Origin of the sequence: Amycolatopsis vancoresmycina (assembly GCF_000716785.1) — a bacterium.
In the GTDB taxonomy this organism is placed as follows: Bacteria; Actinomycetota; Actinomycetes; order Mycobacteriales; family Pseudonocardiaceae; genus Amycolatopsis; species Amycolatopsis vancoresmycina.
Map to the genome: position 1 here is coordinate 195431 of NZ_JNYY01000002.1, position 20763 is coordinate 216193.

18 protein-coding genes are annotated in these 20763 nt (G+C 71.9%); 7 read left to right on the top strand and 11 right to left on the bottom strand.

Features of this window, described 5'->3' with window-relative positions:
• Positions 1–57: 57 nt before the first annotated feature.
• Positions 58–1215: a hypothetical protein gene (locus tag OO60_RS06485; RefSeq protein WP_033261014.1), complete on the top strand. Its 1158-nt coding sequence runs from the start codon at positions 58–60 to the stop codon at positions 1213–1215.
• Here the strand turns inward: OO60_RS06485 and OO60_RS06490 are convergent, their stop codons facing one another.
• Complete coding sequence (locus OO60_RS06490) at positions 1216–4395, bottom strand: glycosyltransferase (protein WP_033261015.1); 3180 nt, start codon at positions 4393–4395, stop codon at positions 1216–1218.
• Positions 4396–4405: 10 nt separating this feature from the next.
• On the bottom strand, positions 4406–5797 hold the full coding sequence (locus OO60_RS06495; protein WP_004561998.1) for an SAM-dependent methyltransferase: 1392 nt from the start codon (positions 5795–5797) through the stop codon (positions 4406–4408).
• 64 nt (positions 5798–5861) lie between these two features.
• Between OO60_RS06495 and OO60_RS06500 the strand changes: the two genes are divergently transcribed.
• Positions 5862–7178: an alginate O-acetyltransferase AlgX-related protein gene (locus tag OO60_RS06500; RefSeq protein ID WP_240490936.1), complete on the top strand. Its 1317-nt coding sequence runs from the start codon at positions 5862–5864 to the stop codon at positions 7176–7178.
• Positions 7179–7322: 144 nt separating this feature from the next.
• Positions 7323–8576, top strand: coding sequence for a DUF1707 domain-containing protein (locus tag OO60_RS06505; RefSeq protein WP_004562003.1), 1254 nt, complete (start codon positions 7323–7325; stop codon positions 8574–8576).
• A 163-nt stretch (positions 8577–8739) separates the two neighbouring features.
• Here OO60_RS06505 and OO60_RS06510 read toward each other — a convergent pair whose 3' ends face one another.
• The 3 genes from OO60_RS06510 to OO60_RS06520 form a co-directional block, all read right to left on the bottom strand.
• On the bottom strand, positions 8740–9408 hold the full coding sequence (locus tag OO60_RS06510; RefSeq protein ID WP_004562005.1) for a response regulator: 669 nt from the start codon (positions 9406–9408) through the stop codon (positions 8740–8742).
• On the bottom strand, positions 9405–10511 hold the full coding sequence (locus tag OO60_RS06515) for a sensor histidine kinase (protein WP_209441374.1): 1107 nt from the start codon (positions 10509–10511) through the stop codon (positions 9405–9407). Before OO60_RS06515 ends, OO60_RS06510 begins: the two co-directional genes overlap by 4 nt.
• Before the next feature lie 66 nt (positions 10512–10577).
• Positions 10578–11411, bottom strand: coding sequence for a helix-turn-helix transcriptional regulator (locus tag OO60_RS06520; RefSeq protein ID WP_003075113.1), 834 nt, complete (start codon positions 11409–11411; stop codon positions 10578–10580).
• Positions 11412–11513: 102 nt separating this feature from the next.
• Between OO60_RS06520 and OO60_RS06525 the strand changes: the two genes are divergently transcribed.
• Positions 11514–12935 carry an MFS transporter gene (locus tag OO60_RS06525; RefSeq protein WP_003075115.1) on the top strand — a complete coding sequence of 474 codons (1422 nt, stop codon included), beginning with the start codon at positions 11514–11516 and terminating at the stop codon, positions 12933–12935.
• Here the strand turns inward: OO60_RS06525 and OO60_RS06530 are convergent.
• Positions 12901–13095, bottom strand: a complete 195-nt coding sequence (locus tag OO60_RS06530; protein WP_003075117.1) for a DUF397 domain-containing protein — start codon at positions 13093–13095, stop codon at positions 12901–12903. The genes OO60_RS06525 and OO60_RS06530 overlap by 35 nt on opposite strands.
• On the bottom strand, positions 13082–13966 hold the full coding sequence (locus OO60_RS06535) for a helix-turn-helix domain-containing protein (RefSeq protein ID WP_244885489.1): 885 nt from the start codon (positions 13964–13966) through the stop codon (positions 13082–13084). Before OO60_RS06535 ends, OO60_RS06530 begins: the two co-directional genes overlap by 14 nt.
• Before the next feature lie 257 nt (positions 13967–14223).
• Between OO60_RS06535 and OO60_RS06540 the strand changes: the two genes are divergently transcribed.
• Positions 14224–14748 carry an RNA polymerase sigma factor gene (locus OO60_RS06540; protein WP_003075119.1) on the top strand — a complete coding sequence of 175 codons (525 nt, stop codon included), beginning with the start codon at positions 14224–14226 and terminating at the stop codon, positions 14746–14748.
• Positions 14741–15619: a VOC family protein gene (locus OO60_RS06545; RefSeq protein ID WP_003075121.1), complete on the top strand. Its 879-nt coding sequence runs from the start codon at positions 14741–14743 to the stop codon at positions 15617–15619. The genes OO60_RS06540 and OO60_RS06545 overlap by 8 nt, the downstream gene beginning before the upstream one ends.
• Here the strand turns inward: OO60_RS06545 and OO60_RS06550 are convergent.
• Genes OO60_RS06550 through OO60_RS06560 form a run of 3 tightly spaced genes read right to left on the bottom strand, consistent with a single transcriptional unit; the run spans position 15616 to position 19160 of the window.
• On the bottom strand, positions 15616–17382 hold the full coding sequence (locus OO60_RS06550) for a gamma-glutamyltransferase family protein (protein ID WP_003075122.1): 1767 nt from the start codon (positions 17380–17382) through the stop codon (positions 15616–15618). The genes OO60_RS06545 and OO60_RS06550 overlap by 4 nt on opposite strands.
• A gap of 27 nt (positions 17383–17409) precedes the next feature.
• Positions 17410–17826 carry a VOC family protein gene (locus tag OO60_RS06555; protein ID WP_003075124.1) on the bottom strand — a complete coding sequence of 139 codons (417 nt, stop codon included), beginning with the start codon at positions 17824–17826 and terminating at the stop codon, positions 17410–17412.
• Between the two features lie 29 nt (positions 17827–17855).
• Complete coding sequence (locus tag OO60_RS06560; protein ID WP_081655799.1) at positions 17856–19160, bottom strand: UDP-glucose dehydrogenase family protein; 1305 nt, start codon at positions 19158–19160, stop codon at positions 17856–17858.
• A 146-nt stretch (positions 19161–19306) separates the two neighbouring features.
• Between OO60_RS06560 and OO60_RS06565 the strand changes: the two genes are divergently transcribed.
• Entirely contained in the window at positions 19307–20065 is a 759-nt protein-coding gene (locus tag OO60_RS06565) for an SDR family NAD(P)-dependent oxidoreductase (protein ID WP_003075130.1), read from the top strand.
• A gap of 43 nt (positions 20066–20108) precedes the next feature.
• Here OO60_RS06565 and OO60_RS06570 read toward each other — a convergent pair whose 3' ends face one another.
• Positions 20109–20762, bottom strand: a complete 654-nt coding sequence (locus OO60_RS06570) for a class I SAM-dependent methyltransferase (protein ID WP_033261019.1) — start codon at positions 20760–20762, stop codon at positions 20109–20111.
• Position 20763 lies beyond the last annotated feature (1 nt).

Sequence of the window (20763 nt, forward strand, 5' to 3'; positions counted from 1 at the left end):
GCAGGTCGGCCTTGCGTGCCAGACTGATGCCCCGAACGGTGGATGGGGGTCCAGAGGATGAGCTGGCAGGAAGAGCTTCGCCGTCTTGACGCGGAGCTTGCCGAAGGTCGGATCGAGCCGGCTGACCACCGCAAACAGCGGGACGAGCTGCTCGCGCAGGCCTCCGGTTCGACGGTGCCGTCACCGGTGCCGTCGCCGTTGCGCCGACCGGGTGAAACCTGGCGGAGCGCGAACCCGGCCGCCGCCCAGCCCGTCCACCCCGTCCAGCCCGTCCACCCGGTGCTGCCGCCGCAGCGCATCGAGTCACCGCGGCCGCCGGTCCCCCCGCCACCGTGGCAGCGGACCGGGCTGCCGAAGACGCTCTCGACCAGCCAGGTGCCGGCCATCCCCGACCACATGACGACCGCGCCGAGCCCGGCCGACATCACGCCCACCCGCTACCTGCGCGTCGACGGCCCGGCGGAGCACGGCCCGGGCAGCCGGTTCCCGCCGATCACGCCGCCGGGCGGCGAACCGCGCCCGCCGCAGCCGCTCCCCGAGCCCGACGAGCCGTCCGGCAAGCACCGGTGGGCCACCGACGGCGAGTCGTCCGAGCGGTCCGGACGGCCTTGGCCGTTCATCGCGCTGGGCGTGCTCGTGGTGCTGGGCATGATCATCGGCGGGACGCTCTGGCTCGGGGGCGACGACAAACAGCCCAGCGCGCTGGCCACGTTCACGCCCGTCGTGACGCAGCCGCCGGCGGCCGCGGCCCAGCCGCAGCTGGAGGACCAGGTGCCGCCGCTGCCCGGCCTGCAGCACCCGGAGAGCGCCGCGATGTCGCTGGCCCGCGGCCTGGACCTGGGGCTGTACCCCAAGGAGGCCGCCCAGGTCTTCTCGCAGCACGGCGTCACGCAGTTCGTGTACCGCGCCTCCTCCGCCGGGGACACCGGCTTCCTCGGCTACGCGATCCCCGCCGAGAACGAGGAAGGCGCGAAGGCGATCGTCGACTACCTGCGCGAGGCGGCCGCCGCCGGCGGGTTCGTCCCGATCCCGGCCGACCAGGCCATGGTCACCGGCCGCAACGGCGACCAGCGGATGGACGGCACCTGGTACACCTCGGGCAAGGTCGCCATCGTGCTGTGGGCGTCCCAGCCCTTCGCCAAGGACAAGAACGAGCTGAAGACGAGCCTCGACAACGCCGTCGCGGTGTTCAAGAAAGCGCTGCCGCCGAGCTGATCACCCGCGCCGGTCGAGCACCCCGGCCAGGGTGGCCCGGGCGACGTCGGCACCGAAGAGGCGGTCCACCACGGTCTTGCCCTCTTCGGACAGCCGCTGCCACAGCTTGTCGTCCTCGAGCACGGTGACGATCTCGTCGGCGAGCTCCGGCGCCGAACCGCCGACGAGCACGTCCCGCCCGTGGGTCAGGTGCATGCCTTCCGCGGCCAGCGGCGTGGCGACGACCGGGACGCCGTAGCCGAGGCTCTCCCCCAGCTTCCCCTTCACCCCGGCGCCGAAGCGCAGCGGCGCGACGACGACCCGGGCGTCCCGGTAAGCGCTGTCGAGGTTCGGCACCCAGCCGCGGACGACGACGCCGTCGCGCTCCAGGTCGAACATCTCCTGCGGCGGGTTGCTGCCGACGATCTGCGCGACCGCGTCCGGACGGCGGCGCCGCACCAGCGGCATGATCTCCTCCGCCAGCCAGCGCGCCGCGTCCCGGTTGGGCAGGTGGTCGAAGCTGCCGACGAACAGCACGCCGGACCGTCCTTCCGGAACCGCCACCGAGCCGTCGGCGTAGTGCACGTTGGACAGCACCTCGACCCGCGCCGACGGCACGAGCTCGCTCAGCAGCGCACGCTCCACATCGGACACGACGAAGGTGACGTCGGTGGCGCGGGTCAGGCCCAGCTCCGACTCCCGCAGCACCTCGGCGCGCCGCCGCAGGGTCAGTTCCTCGCGCGTGTTGCCGAGCTGCGCGGCCAGGTCGGCCTGGCGGTTGAGCCGGACGAAGTGCAGGTCGACCGTGTCGTAGGCGATGACGCAGTCGGGCGCGTGCTCGCGGACCTGCTCCAGCAGCTGCCAGGCGACGTGCGGCCGCGACAGCACGGCCAGCCGCAGGTCGGCCCCGGCGTCGCGCAGGAACTCCAGCTGTTCGCCGAGCCCGGTCACCACCGTGACGCCCGCGCGGTACAGCGCGTCGGCGTACGGCTCCGGGAGCGCGTTGTTGAGCGGCATGAACACGACCCGCTCGCCGAGGCCGACGAGCAGCTCGAGGATGCGGAACATCCGCACCGAGCCGGAGTCCTTGTCCGGCATCGGCACCTGGTGGTCGGCGACGAGCACGGTGCCGCCGCGGTGGCCGTCCTTCGTGCGCTGCCGCCCGGCCCACACCGCGAGCGGGCTCGCCTCGGGGAAGTGGTCGCGCAGCTGGACGCTCCACTTGTCGACGAAGACACCGCGGTTGAGCTCCTGGTGGCGCTTCACGCCGGAGGAGACGTCCGTGCCGTTGGTGATGCCTTCGTGGTGCACGACGACCGACGCGGGCTGGACCATCGTCCGGTACCCGGCCGCCCGCACGGCGAACGCGAGGTCGGTGTCCTCGTAGTACGCGGGCGCGAAGCGCTTGTCGAAGCCGCCGATGCGCTCGAACAGCTCGCGCCGCACGAGCAGGGCCGCGCCCGAGCAGTAGTCGACGTCCCGCAGGGCCTGGAACCACGGCGCGTCCGGGTTCTGCAGCCTGCCGTAGTTCCAGCCGGTGCCGTCGGCCCAGATGATGCCGCCGCACTCCTGCAGCCTGCCGTCCGGGTAGACCAGCTTCGAACCGACGAGCCCGACGTCCGGCCGCGTCTCGACGACGGCGACGAGCTCGTCCAGCCAGCCGGCCCGGACTTCGGTGTCGTTGTTGAGGAACATGACGAAGTCGCCGCGCGCGTGCCCGGCGCCGAGGTTGCAGGCGCCGACGAAACCCAGGTTCTGCGGCGCGCGGACCAGCCGGACCCCGGCGCAGCCCGCCACGCGGTCGGCGGAGTCGTCCGGCGACTTGTCGTCGACGACGATCACCTCGAACGGCGTCGACGGCAGGTACCGCTGGATCGAGTCGAGGCAGCCGCGGGTGAACCGCCAGTTGCCGTAGACCGGGATGACGACGCTGACGATCGGCTGGTCGCTGGTGGTCACCGCGACCGGGCCGGGCACCGCGACGGGCGCGCCGGGCAGCACGCCGGCGGGCCGCCCGAGCGCCGTCTCGTAGAAGTCGCGGCGGCGGGTGCCGCGCGGGGCGTACCGCTCGATCGCGCCGCGGTACTTCCCGATGGCCCGCTGGACGAGCGCGGACGTCTCGGCCCGCAGTTTCTCGTTCTCGGCGGCGAGCCTGCCGATGGTCTCGCTGAGGCTGGTGTTGTTGCCGGCCAGCCAGTCCAGCCGTTCGCGGTCGTAGCCCGCCTTGAGCTGCAGGCGGCTCAGCTCGTCGGCCGCGCGCTGCCGGTCTTCGCGGGCGCGCTCGGCCTGCCGGAGTGCCTCGTCGCGTTCGGTGGACGCGCGCTGTTCGGCCGCGGTGACCTGGGCGAGTTCGGAAGTGAGCCGGGTGACGGACGCCGTCGCCCGGTCACGCTCGGCTTCCGCGCGGCCCAGCCCGTCGCGCAGCCGGCCCGCTTCGGCGGCGGCGCGGGCGACGAGCGTCAGCTTGGGGTCGACCATGGCCGACGTCGAGGGCACGTCGATCGGCTCGGCCGAGGCGACCGAGACGAAGTACGTGTGCGGCGCCCCGGCTTCGACGACCCAGCCGTCGGCGTCGTCGGCCTGCAGGGTGAGGACCTCGGCGCCCGCACCGGCGCCGTTGTCGTGGATCAGCGAGCCGACGGCGACGTTCTGCCGGAGCACGACGACGTGCGGGAAGCTCGCCGACAGCAGCGACCGGAACGCGGACTCGGTCAGCTCGTGCACGTGGTACGGGTTCTCGTTGCCGTGGTCGTGCGTGTAGACCTCGATGTCCGGGGTGCTGCAGAGGAAGACCCCGCCCGGCGCGAGCCGGTTGCGGACCAGCTCCATCAGCCGGTCCTGCTCGTCGACGTGCTCGATGGCCTCGAAGCAGGTGATGACGTCGAAGACCTCGCCGTCGAGGGCCTGCGGGTCGGTGATCGAGCCGACCTCGAACCGGACGCCCGGGTAGCGCTTGCGGGCGTGCTCGACGGTCGTCGGGTCGATCTCGAGCCCGACGACACCGGCGGCCGACCGCGCGAGCAGGGAAGACCCGTAGCCCTCGCCCGCGGCCAGGTCCAGGACGCGCTTGCCGCCGGCGAAGCGGGCCGCGAACGCGTAGCGGTGGTAGTGCTCGTAGATCACCTGGAGGTCGTCGGTCCACGGCACGCACCGCTCGCCGGTCCACTCGATCAGGCGCTCACCGCTCGTCCCCTTGCCCATGGCGGGCAGATTAGCGGAGGCTCAGTCCGACCAGGACGTACGCCAGTGTCCGGCGGTCGCCACCGGCCGTCACCGACCAGTCCGCGTCGAACGAAAGCCGCACCTGCCGGTGCGCCTCGAGCCGGACCGGCAGCACCAGTTCGGTCAGGCCCGGCCCGACGTCGGCCTTCGCGACCGGGACGCCGTCCACCGAAACCGTGACGCAGCCGTACTCGGTGGCGTCGTCCGGCAGGTAGGTCTTCAGCTCGAACACCTCGACCGGGGCCGTGGTCAGGACCGGGAACTCGACCGAGGGCGCCGCCCAGTCGTCGTGCGCGATGCCGTTCATCCGGCCGGTCACGATCCCGGCGCCGCGCACCAGCCGTTCGCCGCTGGTCCCGCCGGGGCGGAACGAGACGCGGCCCGCGGGGTCGACGACCCGGGTGTCGCGCACCGACCGCTCCGGCGTCCGGTTGCCGTGCACGCGCAGCGGCTGCGGCGTGGGGTGGAAGAGCGCGGTCAGCCGCGTCCCGGTGACGAGCCCGAGGTCGAGCAGGCTGTCGTCGAGGACGCCGATTTCGTCGATCAGAGCGACGTGCCCGGCGTTGTCCATGTCGAAGTTGTGGCCGTAGATGCGGTCGACGAACGGGTCGATCACGTTGCCGTAGGGCAGGAACAGGCTCGGGTGCAGGAAGTCGAGGAGCACCGGCAGGACGTCCTGCGCCCGGATGCCCTCGAAGCCGTCCGCGGCGCAGTCGACGTCGGTGAACTGCTCGTCGATCTGCCCGGTCAGCGCGTTGTGACGCAGCTCCGGCGGCAGCGTCGCCCAGATCCGGTCGACGACTTCGTGCGCCTCGGGCCACCGGCGGTGCCCGTTGCGGCCGATCATGTCGTGCACCACCAGGACACCGTCCGCGGCGAGGCTGTCCTTGATCTGGCCGTAGAGGTGTTCGAGGTCGAGGACGTGGTGCAGCGCCTGGAACCCGACGACGACGTCGTGCCCGGCGTCGGCGCGCCAGGTGTTGAAGTCGGCGGTGATCAGCTCGACGCGGTCGGCCACGCCCTGCGCGCGGGCCGACGCCTCGGCGCGGGCCTGCATCTCCGGGTTCAGTTCGAGCAGCCGCAGCCGGACGTTGTCCAGACCTTCGGCGGCCAGGCCGCGCAGCCAGCCCAGCTCCTGGTCGCCGTTGCCGCTGCCCAGCGACAGCACGACGGCGTCGCGAGAGAGCTTCCGCGCGCGTTCGGCGATCTGGCCGACGATCAGCTCGTCAAGGCCCGGGACGCCGAGCGCTTCGAGCTTCGGGCGCACGTGCCGGTTCGACCACCGGTGCGCCGACGGCGGCAGGTTGCCGTGGATCTCCTCCTGGCCGGCGAAGGTCTCGCGTTCCCTGGCCAGCCGCTGGTCGTAACCCGGCCCTCGCATCGCCTGTCCCCTCGCGTTCACCCGTTCGAGCCGCTCGGCACCGGCCCGGCGCTAGGATACGGCTGTGTCTTTCCGTCCTCCGTCGCAGTTGCCCACCGAGGCGGGCCTGCCGAGGACGCCGGAGTCGTTCCTCCCCAAAGAGCACAACCTCTACCGGCCACGGCACAGCAAGCGCCAGCGCACGGCGCTGGCCTGCGCGGCCTTCTTCTTCGTGACGCCGTTGTTCCTGTCGGCCGTCGGCGTGCACCCGGCCGCCTTCGAAAACCGGCCGCTGCGCGAGTTCCCGAGCCTGTCCGAGGGCTGGGGCTTCTTCACCGGCCTGTCCGGCTGGGCCACCGATCACCTGCCGCTGCGGCAGGCCGGCGTCCAGGCCGCCGACGCCGTCGGCACCGGCGTGTTCGGCGACCCGCCCGGCTCGGGCCAGGGCACGAACCACAACGGCGGCACGGTCGGCGTCGACCAGGGGAAACCGGACAACGGCGACGTCCCGGGGTACGTCTACCCCACCGTGCTGCCGGGCAAGGACAACTGGCTGTACCTCGGCGAGGACGTCAACGCCCGCTGCCGTCCGGTGATGGACACCGACCACGTCGTCGGCGCGCTGCGGAAGCTGCGGGCCGCCGTCGAGAAGTCGGGCCGCAAGTTCGAGCTGGTCATCGCGCCGGACAAGTACAGCGAAGAGCCGGCCCACCTGCCCGACACCTACGTCGGCAAGCCGTGCGCGCAGGCGCGGACCGCCGAGTTCTGGAACCGCGTGCCGCGCGAGACCGGCGCGATCGACCTGCGGCCCGCGCTCGCCGACGCCGAAAAGCGCGTCGGCCACCCGCTGTACGACCGCAACGACACGCACTGGTCGTTCGACGGCGGCCTGGTCATGACGTACGCGCTGGGTGCGGCGATCGCGCCCGGCAGCACCACGGGCTGGCAGGCCGCGCCGAACGGCGTCCGGCCGTGGCCCGCGGACCTGGCCCGGGTGCTGGGCCGCAACGAGCAGCGGCAGCTGACGACGTACAGCCTGTCCACCGACGGCGGGGCCGACCGCACGCGGTACATCGCCAGCGACTTCAAGAGCCCGCTGCGCCTGACCCAGCCGGACGGTGCCACGCCCACCGGTTCGATCGCCAGGAACATGGCGGTCGTGGCCGACTCGTTCACCCAGTTCGCCAGCCCGTTCCTGGCCGCGACCTGCCAGGACGTGACGATCGTGCACGCCGAGACGGTGGCGCAGAGCAGCGCGCCGGAGATGACGAGCCTGTTCGCCGACCGCGACATCGTCACCTTCGAGCTGGTGGAACGCAGCGTGATCGGCGGATCGTCGGCGCTGCTGCGCGACCAGACCATCGACCTGCTGGGCCAGGTGCTGGCCGCGCACCCCCGCTGACCCGCGGCGAGCCGTCTGCCACGCCGAGGTAACGACGGGGTGGTGGGCGACGAACAGGTGAGCGCACCCGTGCACAATGACTCCGTGCGGCCACGCTCCGCGTGAGCAGCACCCACAAAGCGACATACCCAAGGGGGTACCGGGGTGACCTGGCAGGAAGAGCTGCGCAGGCTTGACGAGGAGCTCGCGGCGGGAAACCTGACGGCCGACGAATACCGGGCACGTCGTGACCGGGTGCTGTCCATGGCCGTCTCGACCGGCGACCCGAACCAGGCCCAGGCCCCGGCCCAGCCCGCGCAGCCGCAGGTGCCGAGCACCGCCGCCGACACGCAGATCATCGCCCCGGTGTCCCCGCCGGGGCAGCCGGCCCAGCAGGAGAACGCGGCCGAGGCGACCCAGGTCGTCTCCGCGGCCGACGCCGGCGGCGGCGAGCGGACCCAGGTCGTCCCGCAGTGGCAGCAACAGCAGCAGCACCCGAACTCGCCCTCGGGCGGGTTCCCGCAGCCGATGATGCAGCAGCCGCCGCCCCCGTACGCCCAGCACTCCCCGGCCGGCGGGTTCGCCCAGCCGATGCAGCAGCAGCAGAACCCGTGGGGCGCGCCGCAGCAGGACGCCAGCCCGCCGTGGGGCGGGTCGGAGTTCCCGCCGCTGGCGCCGCCGTCGACCAACGCGGACTGGATCAGCCAGGGCCCGGAGAGCTTCCAGACGCAGCCGTCGTCGGGCAAGGGCAAGAAGATCGCCTTCGCCATCGTCGCGGTGCTCGTGGTGGCCGGCCTCGGCTTCGGCGTCTGGGCGCTGTTCATCAAGGACGGCGGCAGCCCGACCCCGCCGGTCGCCCAGCAGAGCTCCGGCCCGCAGCCGCCGCCCCCGCCGACCGTCAAGCCGCTCCCGGAGCCGCCCGCGGCCAAGCCGGAGCCGGGCGACAACTCGTCGGCGCTGGTCACCCCGGCCGGCACCACCCGCGCCGGCGGCGGCGAGTTCGACATGGACAAGCTGCAGTCGGCCAAGTACCTGCCGACCACGGTCATCGAGAAGCTCAAGCAGAGCGGCATGACCGAGGGCCTGCTCAAGACGACCAAGGACGGCGACGTCACGCTGGGCCTGTTCGCGCTGGAGCTGCCGAACGCGCAGGCCGCCGCCGCGGTGGCCGCCGAGTACGGCAACGCCGAGCAGGAAGGCGGCCTGACCGTCAACCGCAACCTGTCCCTCCACGGGGTGCAGGTGTTCTCGGCGGCGGACAGCACCCAGCAGGTGTACCGCGCGGTCTACGTGCTCTACAGCCGGGTCGTCATCATCGACGCGTTCGGCCCGTCGAAGGACGCGACGCTCAGCTCGTTCAAGACGCTGCTGACCGCGCAGGTCCAGAAGGCACCGCCGACGGAGCGCACGAACAACTGACCCTAATGGGTGACGTTGGCGCGTGTCGGTGAACGTCGTCCCTCTCCCGGACGCCCTATGAGCAGAGCATCGGCCGGGAGAGGAGGCGCCGTGATCTGGATCGGCCTGGTCGGCGTCCTCGCCGTGGTGTTCCTGGTGCGTGCGGTCCGCGTGGTGCGCCGGGTCAGGCGGGGCGACGCGGTGTGACGAGCCCGGACTCGTAGGCCAGCACCACCAGCTGGGCGCGGTCGCGGGCGCCGATCTTTGTCATGATGCGGCTGACGTGGGTGCGGGCCGTCGCCGTGGAAATGACCAGGTGGGCAGCGATTTCGTCGTTGGAAAGGCCGCCGGCCACCAGTCCCAGCACCTCGCGCTCGCGGTCGGTGATCTCGCGGACGGCCTTCGTGTCGATGCGCCGCTGTTCCGGCCGCCCGACGAACTCCTGGATCAGCCGGCGGGTGACCGTCGGCGCGAGCAGCGCCTCGCCGTTCGCGACGACCCGCAGCGCCCGCAGCAGCTCGACCGGCTCGGTGTCCTTGAGCAGGAACCCGCTCGCGCCCGCGCGCAGGGCTTCGTAGACGTACTCGTCGACGTCGAAGGTGGTCAGGACCAGCACCTTTGTCCCGGCGAGGTCCGGGTGGGCGGTGATCCGGCGGGTCGCTTCCAGGCCGTCGACGCCGGGCATGCGGACGTCCATCACGACGATGTCGGGCCGGTGCTCGACCGCGCCGGCGACCGCCTGCTCGCCGTCACCGGCCTCGCCGACGACCTCGAAGCCGTCTTCGGTCTCCAGCAGCACGCGGAACCCGGCGCGCACCAGGACCTGGTCGTCGGCCAGCAGGACGCGGATCATGCTTCTCCCTCGATCGGTAGCTCGACGCGGACTTCGAAGCCGCCGTCGACCGGCCCCGCGGTGCACCGCCCGCCGAGCGCCGCGGCGCGTTCGCCCATGCCGCGCAGGCCGTGGCCCGGCGCCGGCTGCGCGGTGCCGCGGCCGTCGTCGCGGACCTCCATCGTGAGGCCCCCGGCGCGCCGGTCGAACCGGACGTCGACGTGTTCCGGCCGGTCGGCGTGCCGGACGACGTTGGTCAGCGACTCCTGGAGGATCCGGTACGCGGCCGCGTCGACCGGGGCCGGGAGGTCGCCGGGCTCGCCGTGGACCTCGACCGTGAGCCCGGCGTCGCGGGCGTGGTCCAGCAGCTCGCCGGCCTGGGCGAGGCTCGGCGCGGGCGCCTTGTCCTCGCCGGAGCGCAGCACAGCCAGGGTCGCGCGGAGGTCGTTGAGCGCGGAGGCGCTGGCCGCCTTGATGTTCAGCAGCGCTTCCTTCGCCTGCTCGGGCCGCCGGTCGGCGACGTGCGCGGCAACGCCGGCCTGGACGTTGATCATCGCGAGGCTGTGCGCGACGACGTCGTGGACCTCGCGGGCGATGCGCAGGCGTTCCTGCTCGGCGAGCCGGTGCCGGTGCTCGTCGGCCTGGCCGCGGCGGGCGGCGAGCGCGTCCAGCTGGTACCGGACGGCGGTGCCGACCCCGATCACCGCGACCAGCCAGACTACGATGAACGCGACTCCGGCCTCCACCGCGAAAGACCTGGTCGTGACGACGTGCACGACGTAGGCGGCGGCGAGCGCCGAGGCGCCGGTGATGCCCGCGGTGCGCGGCCCGCGCTGCCGGGTCAGCACGAACAACGCGATGGTCGGGACCAGGATGACCGGCCCACCGGGCAGGCCGGAGAAGTAGTAGCCGAACGCGGAGGCGGCCGCGACCAGGAACAGCGTCAGCGGGAAGCGGTGGACGAACAGCAGCGTGAGGACGGTGGCGGCAAGCCACGCGACACCGATCGGCGTCAGTGGCGACGCTCCTGGCTGCCACCGCGATGACGCACTGGTCGCCCCCAGCACGAAGACGCCGACGACGACGGTGCGCGCCAGGCGTCCTGCCCACGGAGGCCTTCTCATGCCGCGAAGTTACCGGTCACGGCCGGTCCGCGCGTCCGTCCCGGAGCGGCCGGCCCGCGTACGTCGTCAGTCGAACACGAGCGGCAGCTTCGCCGCGGTCTCCTCGTCGGCCGGGGTGTAGGTCGACATGGTGATTTCCGACCGGCGGCCGTAGTAGAGGTAGGTGAAGTTGAACTGCAGCAGGCCGACGTCCGGGTGCAGGTACCGCTTGGTGCGGATCGGCTCCGAGTTGACGTCGTGGTGCGGCCACAGCTCGGCGAACAGCGGCGACTCGGCCTTGAGGCGCTTCACCAGCTGCTTCCACGCCGGCTCGGCGACGTGGTCGGCCATCGCCGCCCGGAAGGACGCGATGACCCGCGGGATGTTCGTCTCCCAGTCGAGCATCCGCTTGCGCCACTCGGGGTTGAGCAGGCACTGGACCAGGGTGTTCCGGTCCTCGAACGGGATCGCGCCGACGTCCCCCATCAGCCAGGTGTAGCCGCGGTTGTAGCCGAGCAGGTCGCAGCGGGCGTTGCGGATGGCGACCGGGTACGGCTCCAGCTTCTTCAGCATGAGCTCCATCGCCGGCGTGATGACCTGGCTGTCCTTCTCGCACTCCGGCTCGGGCGCCCCGGCCAGGCGGAAGAGGTGGACGTGCTCGTGCGGGTCGAGCCGCAGGGTGCGGGCGATGGCCTGCAGCACCTGTTCGGACGCGTTGATGTCGCGGCCCTGCTCGAGCCAGGTGTACCAGGTGACCCCGACCCCGGCGAGCTGCGCGACCTCTTCCCGGCGCAGCCCCGGCGTCCGTCGGCGGCCGGCGATCGGCAGGCCGACCTGTTCGGGCGTGATCCGCTCGCGACGGCTGCGCAGGAACCTCGCCAGCTCCTGCCGGCGCAGGTCGGGTTCGACGGCGGTGGTCATGGTGCCAGGATGGCACGCCGTGGAACCTGGTACCAGGTAGTGGCTGGTACCTGGATAAACAACAACTGGTACCAGTTTCGATGCGGGTCGATCGTAGTACTCATGAGCACTTCCCTTGCGCCGATCACCACCGGCGCCCCCACCCGGCCGGGACTGACCCCCGCCGGCCTGGTCACGGTGCTGCTGGGGGCGGCACTGCCGATCATCGACTTCTTCATCGTCAACGTCGCGCTGCCGACGATCAACGCCGACCTGCACGCGTCCACCGCCACCCTGGAGCTGGTGGTGGCGGCGTACGGCATCGCGTACGCGGTCCTGCTGGTGGTCGGCGGCCGCCTCGGCGACTCGTTCGGCAGGCGGCGGCTGTTCTTCGCGGGCCTCTGGCTGTTCACGCTGACGTCCCTGGCCTGCGGAATCGCCCCGACGGCCGGCACGCTGGTGGTGGCCCGCGCCGCGCAGGGGGCGGCGTCGGCCCTGCTGCTGCCGCAGGTGCTGTCGATCATCCAGGCGACGACCTCGGGCGAACAGCGCTCCCGCGCGCTCGGCCTGTTCGGCGCGACGGGCGGCATCTCGACGGTGGTCGGCCAGCTGCTCGGCGGCGGCCTGGTGGCGGCGGACCTGTGGGGCACGAGCTGGCGGCCGATCTTCCTGGTGAACGTCCCGATCGGCCTGGTGGTGCTGGTCATGGCCCGCCGCCTGCCGGAGAGCCGCGCGCACAACCCGCTGGGCGTCGACCGGCTGGGCACGGCGCTGCTGGCGGTGACGCTGCTGTCGTTGCTGGTCCCACTGATGGAGGGCCGCGCGCTGGGCTGGCCGCTGTGGGCTCTGGCGCTGCTGATCCTGTCGCCGTTTTCCGCGGCCGCGTTCGTGCACGTCGAACGCCGGTTGGAGCGCCGGGGTGGAACGCCGCTGCTGCCGCCGTCGGTGATGCGGCTGCCGAGTGTCCGGCGCGGCCTGCTGGTGGGCATCCCGTTCTTCGCGGCGTTCGGGTCGTTCATGTTCGTGTTCGCGATGACGCTGCAGGAGGGGCTGCACTACGGCCCGCTGGGCGCGGGTGGCGCGCTGACCCCGCTGGCGGTCGCGTACTTCACGGTGTCGATGCTGAGCAGCCGCCTGGTGGCGCGGTACGGACAGAAGGTGGTCCCGGTGGGCGGCGCGATCACGGCGGTGGGCATGGTGGCGCTGCTGTGCACGACGCTGTCGGCGTGGCCGCACGTGACGATCCTGGACCTGGCGCCGTCGATGGTGGCGATCGGCGTGGGCAACGCGCTGGCGATGACGACGTTGTTCCGGATCGTGCTGTCGCACGTGCCGACGGACCTGGCCGGGGTGGGGTCGGGCGTGATGACGACGAACCAGCAGACGTCGCTGGCGCTGGGCGTGGCGACGCTCGGGAGTCTCTATGCGGCGTTGTCGGGTTCGCTGGGCGCACGCGAGGCGTTTGCGCTGGTGATCGGCGCGGTGGCGGTGCTGGCGGCGGTGGTCGCGATCACCGGGCGGCGGCTGCCGGACCCGCGGGTGTGACGGCGGCGAGGAAGGCGGACCACGCGGCCGGCGGCACCTCGAGTGCCCCGGCCGTGGGGGCTTTCGAGTCGCGGGTGGCGATGGTGGCACCGGTGAAGGCGACCTCAACACAGTCCTCGCCACTGCTGGACCCGCTGTAGCTGCTCTTACGCCAGTGCACGATCGCCTCTCGGTCTGTCTTGCCTCTCGGCGAGGATCTTAGCGATGAACGTGCGTGAGTCCGCTTGGTCCAACGCTAGCCGAGCCAGGTTGTCGAACATCAGTCCGGCCGCGCGCACCTCCGCGTCCTTCTCCACCTGCAGCGCCCCGAAACCGTAGGAGACGTAGGCCAGGTCCGGTTCGGACGGATCTGGGAAACTCGCGATGAGAAAATTCCCGTACAGGCCGTCATGCGACCCCACCGCTTGCGGCAGCACCTGCAGATGGACGTTCGGCAGCTGACCCGCCTCGAGCAGGTGGCGCAGCTGTGCGGCGTCGCACGGCGCCCGCCGGATCACCGATTCGTCGATCACCGCGTGCAGCTCCAGTTCCGGGGGCTCGACCAGCCGGCGCTGGCGGCGCAGCCGGACCTGCACCTCGATCTCCAGCTTGCGCCCGTCGAACGGGTCCCGGGTTCCGGCGAAGGTCGCGCGCATGTACGGCTCGGTCTGCAACAGCCCCGGGATGAACCCGAGCTGGTAGTTGCGGATGCGCGACGCCTCGGCCTCCACGCTCACGAACCCGCGGTCGCTCAGCCCGAAGACGTGCCACCAGCCCTTCTCCTTGGCGTAGTCGAACATCCGCACGTACTGGTCGTAGTCCGCGGCGATGATGCCGTAGCGGTCGAGCAGAGCCAGGAAGTCGTTGTAGCCCGGGATGTACCCCTGCTCGATGCGGCTCATCTTCGACGTCGAGAACCGCAGCGGGCGGCCCGCGTCCTCTTGGCTGAACCCGGCCGCTTCGCGTAGTTTGCGCAGGGTGCGGCCGAGCTGGCGGCGCCGGTAGTTGGGCTTCGCGGGCCGGTCCATGCGCACCTCCTCGCGGTCGGTCAACCACGGATCGTAAAGCGGGCAATCCGATCTGGGATTCCCGTTTGCGGCTTCGTCCACGCCGGTTCGCGTCGGCAACCTTGCCGGCATGGACAGCAACGGCGATCCCGGCGAGCGGGAGTACCAGCACCGCCGTGATCCGTACCGGTGCCGGGCGGTCCGGCACCTGACGGAGGACAAGCACCTGTTCCGGAAACCGTGGCCGGAAAAATCGGAAGTTCACCCGTCGGAAAAGCGGCGCGCGGAGCGACGATGAAGGTGTGACGGAACCTCGGGTACGACCGGACCCGGCCTTCGCGCTGCTCGGGCTGTACGAGACGGCCCTGCCGGAGGTCTACGGGTACCTGCTGTCCCGGTGCGGTGACCGCACGCTCGCCGAGGAGCTGACGTCCGAGACGTTCCTCGGGGCGGTCGCCGCCTGTCGCAAGGAGTACGCGCCTCCAGTGAGCACCGGGTGGCTGATCGGCGTCGCCCGGCACAAGCTCGCCGACCACTGGCGGCGCAAGGAGCGTGAGGAACGCGGCCTGCGGCTCGTGCACGACAGCGAGCCGGACGTCGAGGACCCGTGGGACGAGCAGCTCGACGCCCTGCGGGCGAGACAGGTGCTCGAATCGCTGGGGCCGCACCACCGGGCCGCGCTGAGCCTGCGGTACGTCGACGGTCTCGGCGTGCCCGAGGTCGCGGGTCACCTGGGGCGCAGCGTGCACGCCACGGAGGCGTTGCTCGTCCGCGCCCGCGCCGCGTTCCGGCGCGCTTACGAGGAGAAGGAGGGTCGCGATGCCTGAGCCTTTCGACGCGCTTCGCCGTCCCTCCGAGCGGGTCGCCCCCGACCCGGACTTCGCCGCCGAACTGCGCGACGACCTGCGTCGCCTGATCTTGAACGGAGCCGATATGACGACCACTTCCGAGGCGCCGGTCGCCGCCTCACTGCGTTCGCTGACGCCCTACCTCGTGGTGGCGGACGCCCGCGCCGCGCTCGACTTCTACGTCGGAGCGTTCGGTGCGGTCCGGCGGGCCGATCCGATCGTGATGGACGACGGGCGGGTCGGGCACGCCGAACTGGCCATCGGCGACAGCGTGCTGATGCTGGCCGAGGAGTACCCCGAGCTGGGCCACGTCGTGGCGCCCGAAGGCGGCCCGCTGGTGCGGATCGAGGTCCCGGACCCGCGCGCGACGGCCGAGCAGGCGGTCGAGCTGGGCGCCGAGCTGCTGCGCCCGGTCGAAGACCGCGGTTACGGCCTCGCCGGCACGATCCGGGACCCGTTCGGCCAGAAGTGGCTGCTCGCCCAAGCCGCTTCGCCGGCCGCGGGCCCGAAGCCGGCGCGGCACGGCGAAGCCATGTACTTCACGTTCCAAGTCCCCGACGACGAGCGCGCGAAGACGTTCTACGGCGCGGTGCTGGGCTGGCAGTTCACGCCGGGTTCGGTACCGGACGCGTGGGGCTTCTCCGGTCCCGCCCTCGAAGGCGGTCTGTGGGGCGGCGACCGCCAGACCGGCTGGAAGCTGATGTACGCGGTGGACGACCTCGCGTCGGCGTTGGGGCGGGTTCGCGAGCAGGGCGGGCGGACCGGGGAGGTCGAGAACCACCCGTACGGGAACACCGCCGACTGCACGGACAACCAGGGCATCGAGTTCTGGCTGTGGGAAAAGCCCTAGCGGCCCGCCGCGTAGCCCTGCATCCCGCGCGCGTTGGCGGCCGCCCGCAGGACGCCGTCCGCGCGGGACACCGCCGACAGGCGGCCCAGCGCCCAGTCGCCCGCGTCCACGATCCGGTGGCCGCGGGCGCGCAGCGCGTCCAAAGTGGACGCACCCAGCCGGGACTCCACCACCAGCTCGCGCGGGTTCCACGCGCGCGGGTAGAACGAGCTCGGGAACGCCGTCGTGTGCCAGGCCGGTGAATCGATCGACTCCTGGAGGTTCAGGCCGCCGTAGGTGTGGGCCAGCCAGAAGCACAGCTGCCACTGGTCCTGCTGGTCGCCGCCCGGGGTGCCGAACGCCAGGGTCGGGACGCCGTCGCGCAGGGCCAGGGACGGGGACAGCGTGATCCGGGGGCGCTTGCGCGGGGCCAGGGAATTGGGCAGGCCCTGCTCCAGCCAGAACATCTGGCCGCGGGAATCCAGGCAGAAGCCCAGCGACGGGATCGTCGGGCTCGACTGCAGCCAGCCGCCCGACGGCGTCAGGGACACCAGGTTGCCCGCCGCGTCGACGACGTCCAGGTGGACCGTGTCGCCGCGGGTCTGGCCCTGGGGGCCCACCGTCGGCTCGCCCGTGGCGCCGCCGCCCGCTGCGACGCCCTGCAGCGAATCGAGGATCGCCGGGAGCCGTGCCGGGCCGCGCGCGTCGCCCGGGCGGAGCTCAGCGGACGCGGAATCGCCGATCAGGGCGCGCCGGGCGTCGGTGTACGACGGCGAAAGCAGCACGTCCAGCGGTACGTCCGTGTCGCCGTACCAGGCCTCGCGGTCCGCGAAGGCCAGCTTCGCGGCTTCGGTCGCCAGGTGCACCGTGCGCTCCGACGGGACGCCGTCCACATAGGACAACTCGTCGCGGAAGCCGTGCAGCAGGAGCGCCTGCTGCAGCAGGGCCGGGCCCTGCGTCCAGCCGCCCATCTTCACCAGGCGCCAGTCGTCGACGTCCACGTACGCCGGGTCCTCGTACGTCGCCGACCACGACGCCAGGTCCTCGCCCGTCAGCAGGCCCGCGTGGTCGCGGCCCGAGTCGTCGCGGAACGCCTGGCGGCTGAACGACTCGATCTCTTCCGCGACGAAACCCTGTGACCAGGCACGACGTCCCGCGTCGAGCTGCGCTTCCCGGCCGGAGACGGACTCCGCCTCCCGAAGCAGGCGCTCCCACGTGTCGGCCAGCACCGGGTTGCGGTGCAGGCCCGACGCCGGTTTGCCGTCCGGCATCCAGAGCGCCGCGGACGTCGGCCAGTGCTCGGTGAACAAGCCGGACACCGCGCTGATCGTGTCGCCGACTCGCGACACCAGCGGGACGCCGTTGCGCGCGTAGCCGATCGCGTACGACAGCACCGCGCGAAGCGGCTTCGTGCCGTAGTCGCGAAGCAGCAGGAGCCAGGCGTCCCAGGCGCCCGGGACGGTCGCCGGGAGGAGGCCGCTGCCCGGGATCAGATCCAGGCCCAGCGACGCGAAATGCGCGGCGGTGGCCCCCGCGGGCGACGGGCCTTGACCGGCCAGCGCCCGCGGGGTCGGGTCGTCCGCTGTCACGAAGAGGCCGGGTACCTGGCCGGCCGGGCCGCACAGGTGTGGCTCGGCGACCTGCAGGACGAAGCCGGCCGCGACCGCCGCGTCGAACGCGTTGCCGCCGTCCTCCAGCACCGCCATCCCGGTGGCCGAAGCCAGCCAGTGCGTCGATGCCACCATCCCGAAGGTGCCGGTCAGCTCCGGCCTCGTCGTGAACATACCCCGATAGTACGCAACGCTAACGAATTACCAAGCCGTCGGACGACGCCGTTCCGGCTCGTACGGCTGCGTGATGATTTCCATCCCGTTGCCGCCGGGATCGAGGAAGTAGACGCCACGGCCGCCGTGGTTGTGGTTGATTTCGCCGGCCTGCTTCATCTGCGGGTCGGCGAAATGGGTCACGCCCGATTCGACGAGCCGCGCGAAGACGGCGTCGAAGTCGTCTTCGGGGACCAGGAAGCAGTAGTGCTGCAGGCGAAGGTCCGCTTCGGGGACACTCGCGAAGTCCAGCCGGACGCCGTTGCGCGTCTCGACGGGGATGAACGGACCCCACTCTTCCCCGACTTCGAGGCCGAGCAGGGTCGCCAGGAATTCGGCGGATTCCCGGTTGTTCCGGGACGGGACGATCAGGTGGTTGAGTTCGACGGATACGGATACTGGCACGATTCCGGATCGTAGCCAGCACCACCCGGTCAGGACACCTTGATTTTCGCCGCCGCCCGCGGCCGCCCGACACCCTGCCAGGACAAGCCGGCGTCCACGATCGCCCGCGGGTCCAGCAGGTTGCGCGTGTCGACGACGTCGATGCCGTCCATGAGCTCGGCCATCGCGGCCCAGTCGAGGTGCTTGAACTCGGCCCACTCGGTCAGCACGACGACGACGTCCGCGTCCTTCGCGACCTGGTAGGCGTCGTCGACGACGGTCATCCCGGCGATCTCGCCGTCGACGGCCGGGTCGTAGGCGGTCAGCTCCGCGCCCAGCGCGCCCAGCACCGACGAGACGGCGAGCGCGGGCGAGTCGCGCAGGTCGTTCGTGCCCGCCTTGAACGCCAGGCCCAGCACGCCGATCCGGGCGCCGGCCAGCGTCCCGCCGACCGCGCCGGCGATCTTCGCGACGATCCGGTCGCGCTGGGCGATGTTCTCGTCGATGGCCGAGGTCAGCATGGTGAAGTCGTAGTTCACCGACTCGGCCACCTTGACCAGCGCGCTGGTGTCCTTCGGCAGGCAGGAGCCGCCCCAGCCGGGGCCGGGCTTGAGGAACGTCCGCCCGATGCGCCGGTCGTACCCCATGCCCTCGGTGACGAGGTCGATGTCCGCGCCGAGCCGTTCGCACAGCTCGGCGATGGAGTTGACGTAGGACAGCTTCAGCGCCAGGTAGCAGTTCGCGGCGTACTTGACCAGTTCGGCGCTGGCCGCGTCGGCGACGACGACCGGCGCGTCGAGCTCGGCGTAGAGGTCGCCGACCCAGCGCGCGGCGGCGAGGTCGGCCGACCCGACGACGATCCGGTCGGGGCCGAGGAAGTCCGCGACAGCGGTGCCTTCGCGGAGGAACTCGGGGTTCGACACGACCGGCACGTCGGTCCGGCCGACCAGCTCCCGGATCCGCTTCGACGTGCCGACCGGCACGGTCGACTTGGTGACCAGGGCGCAACCGGCGGGCAGGACGTCGCCGATCTCGGCCGTCACCGCCTCGACCGCCCGCAGGTCCGCGGAGCCGCCGGCCCCCATCGGCGTCGGCACGCAGAGGAACACCGCCTGCGCGTCGCGGACGGCGTCCCGCGCGCCGACGACGAACCGGAGACGACCGGCCGCGAGCCCGCGGTTGACCAGGTCGTCGAGGCCGGGTTCGAGGATGTCGACGCGGCCGGCGGCCAGGCGGGAGACCTTCGCGCGGTCGACGTCCACGCAGGTGACGCAATGACCCAGACTGGCCAGGCAGGCCCCCGTGGTCAAGCCGACGTATCCGGTTCCTACCACCACGATGCGAGCTGGCGTCATGCTGCTGAAGGTGACAGCCGGAGTTGACCACGACGCTAACGGAACCGGTCCGGCCTGAGAGCGGTGAGCGAAGACACGAACCGCGCCGATGCGAACGAGCGTTAACCTGGGTCGGCGAATCGGACCAGGCGAAGGGAACGGCACTGATGCAGATCACCGACACCGCGGCGCTCGTCACGGGCGGCGCGTCCGGCCTCGGCGGGGCCACGGCGAAGGCCCTGGCGGCGAAGGGCGCGCGGGTGTTCGCGCTGGACCTGGCGTCGTCCATCGAGCAGGCCGAGCAGGTCGACGGCATCACCTACGTCGAGGCCGACGTCACCGACGTCGAGCAGGTCGAGGCCGCCGTCGCGACCGCGGCCGGCTCCGGCGTGCCGCTGCGGACCGTGGTGAACTGCGCCGGCATCGGGCCGTCCGCGCGGATCCTGTCCAAGAAGGGCCGCCACGACCTCGCGCTGTACGCGAAGGTCATCCAGATCAACCTCGTCGGCACGTTCAACGTGCTGACCATCGCGTCCGAGGCCATCGCGAAGACCGAGCCGCTCGACGACGACGCCCGCGGCGTCATCATCAACACCGCCTCGATCGCCGCGTTCGACGGCCAGATCGGGCAGGTCGCCTACTCGTCGTCCAAGGGCGGCGTCGTCGGCATGACGCTGCCCGCGGCCCGCGACCTGGCCTCGCACGGCATCCGCGTGCTGACCATCGCGCCGGGCATCGTCGACACCCCGATGCTCGCCACGGTCAGCGACGACTTCCGCGCCTCCCTCGCGGCCGGCGTCCCGTTCCCGAAGCGGCTCGCGCGGCCGGACGAGTACGCGCAGCTCGCGCTGTCGCTCATCGACCACGACTACCTGAACGGCGAGGTCGTCCGGATGGACGGCTCGCTGCGGATGGCCCCGCGCTGACCCACCCCGCCGGGGGCACGCTCGATGCCCCCGGCGGTCGTGGTCAGCGGGTCAGCCGGATCTCCAGGCCGATGCCGTCGGCCGTCACCGAGCAGCCGCCGAACGCGCTTTCCGCGGCCAGTTCCTCGAACTGCGCGGGTGTGAACGCGCGGCGCCGCAGCCACCCGAGCGTCTGCCGGACGGTGAAGCCGCTGACGACGCCGACGTTCATCCGGGCGACCTCGCGGTCGATGTCCGCGCCGGTGGCCTCGTGGTTGAGGTCGTGGATCACCGCGTAACCGCCCGGGCGCAGCACGCGGTGCATCTCGTTCAGCGCCGTCACCGGCTGCCGGAAGTTCTTGAACGCGGCCTGGCAGACCACGAAGTCGAACGACTCGGCGTCGAAGGGCGCCTGCGTGATGTCGCCCTGGAAGAAGTCGATCTCAAGCCCCGCGCCGTTTTCGCGGGCGATGTCGACCATGGTGTGGCTGATGTCGAGCCCGGTGACGCGGTAGCCGCGCTTCGCCAGCTCCACGGCGAAGAAGCCGGGCCCGGGCGCCACCTCCAGGACCTCGGCGCCTTCCGGCCAGCCCGCCGTGACCTCGGCCGCCTGCCGCCGGTACTGCGCGAGCTGGGCCTCGGTGCCGCGGTTCTTGGCGTACCAGCGGGCCTGGAAGCCTTCCATCTCGGGCACCTTGTGCTTGCGGGTCGTCTCCATC

Coding starts and splice junctions, on each gene's coding strand:
- OO60_RS06485 (WP_033261014.1), top strand. CDS start 58: ATGAGCTGGCAGGAAGAGCTTCGCCGTCTTGACGCGGAGCTTGCCGAA.
- OO60_RS06490 (WP_033261015.1), bottom strand. CDS start 4,395: ATGGGCAAGGGGACGAGCGGTGAGCGCCTGATCGAGTGGACCGGCGAG.
- OO60_RS06495 (WP_004561998.1), bottom strand. CDS start 5,797: ATGCGAGGGCCGGGTTACGACCAGCGGCTGGCCAGGGAACGCGAGACC.
- OO60_RS06510 (WP_004562005.1), bottom strand. CDS start 9,408: ATGATCCGCGTCCTGCTGGCCGACGACCAGGTCCTGGTGCGCGCCGGG.
- OO60_RS06515 (WP_209441374.1), bottom strand. CDS start 10,511: ATGAGAAGGCCTCCGTGGGCAGGACGCCTGGCGCGCACCGTCGTCGTC.
- OO60_RS06520 (WP_003075113.1), bottom strand. CDS start 11,411: ATGACCACCGCCGTCGAACCCGACCTGCGCCGGCAGGAGCTGGCGAGG.
- OO60_RS06525 (WP_003075115.1), top strand. CDS start 11,514: ATGAGCACTTCCCTTGCGCCGATCACCACCGGCGCCCCCACCCGGCCG.
- OO60_RS06545 (WP_003075121.1), top strand. CDS start 14,741: ATGCCTGAGCCTTTCGACGCGCTTCGCCGTCCCTCCGAGCGGGTCGCC.
- OO60_RS06550 (WP_003075122.1), bottom strand. CDS start 17,382: ATGTTCACGACGAGGCCGGAGCTGACCGGCACCTTCGGGATGGTGGCA.
- OO60_RS06560 (WP_081655799.1), bottom strand. CDS start 19,160: ATGACGCCAGCTCGCATCGTGGTGGTAGGAACCGGATACGTCGGCTTG.
- OO60_RS06565 (WP_003075130.1), top strand. CDS start 19,307: ATGCAGATCACCGACACCGCGGCGCTCGTCACGGGCGGCGCGTCCGGC.
- OO60_RS06570 (WP_033261019.1), bottom strand. CDS start 20,762: ATGGAGACGACCCGCAAGCACAAGGTGCCCGAGATGGAAGGCTTCCAG.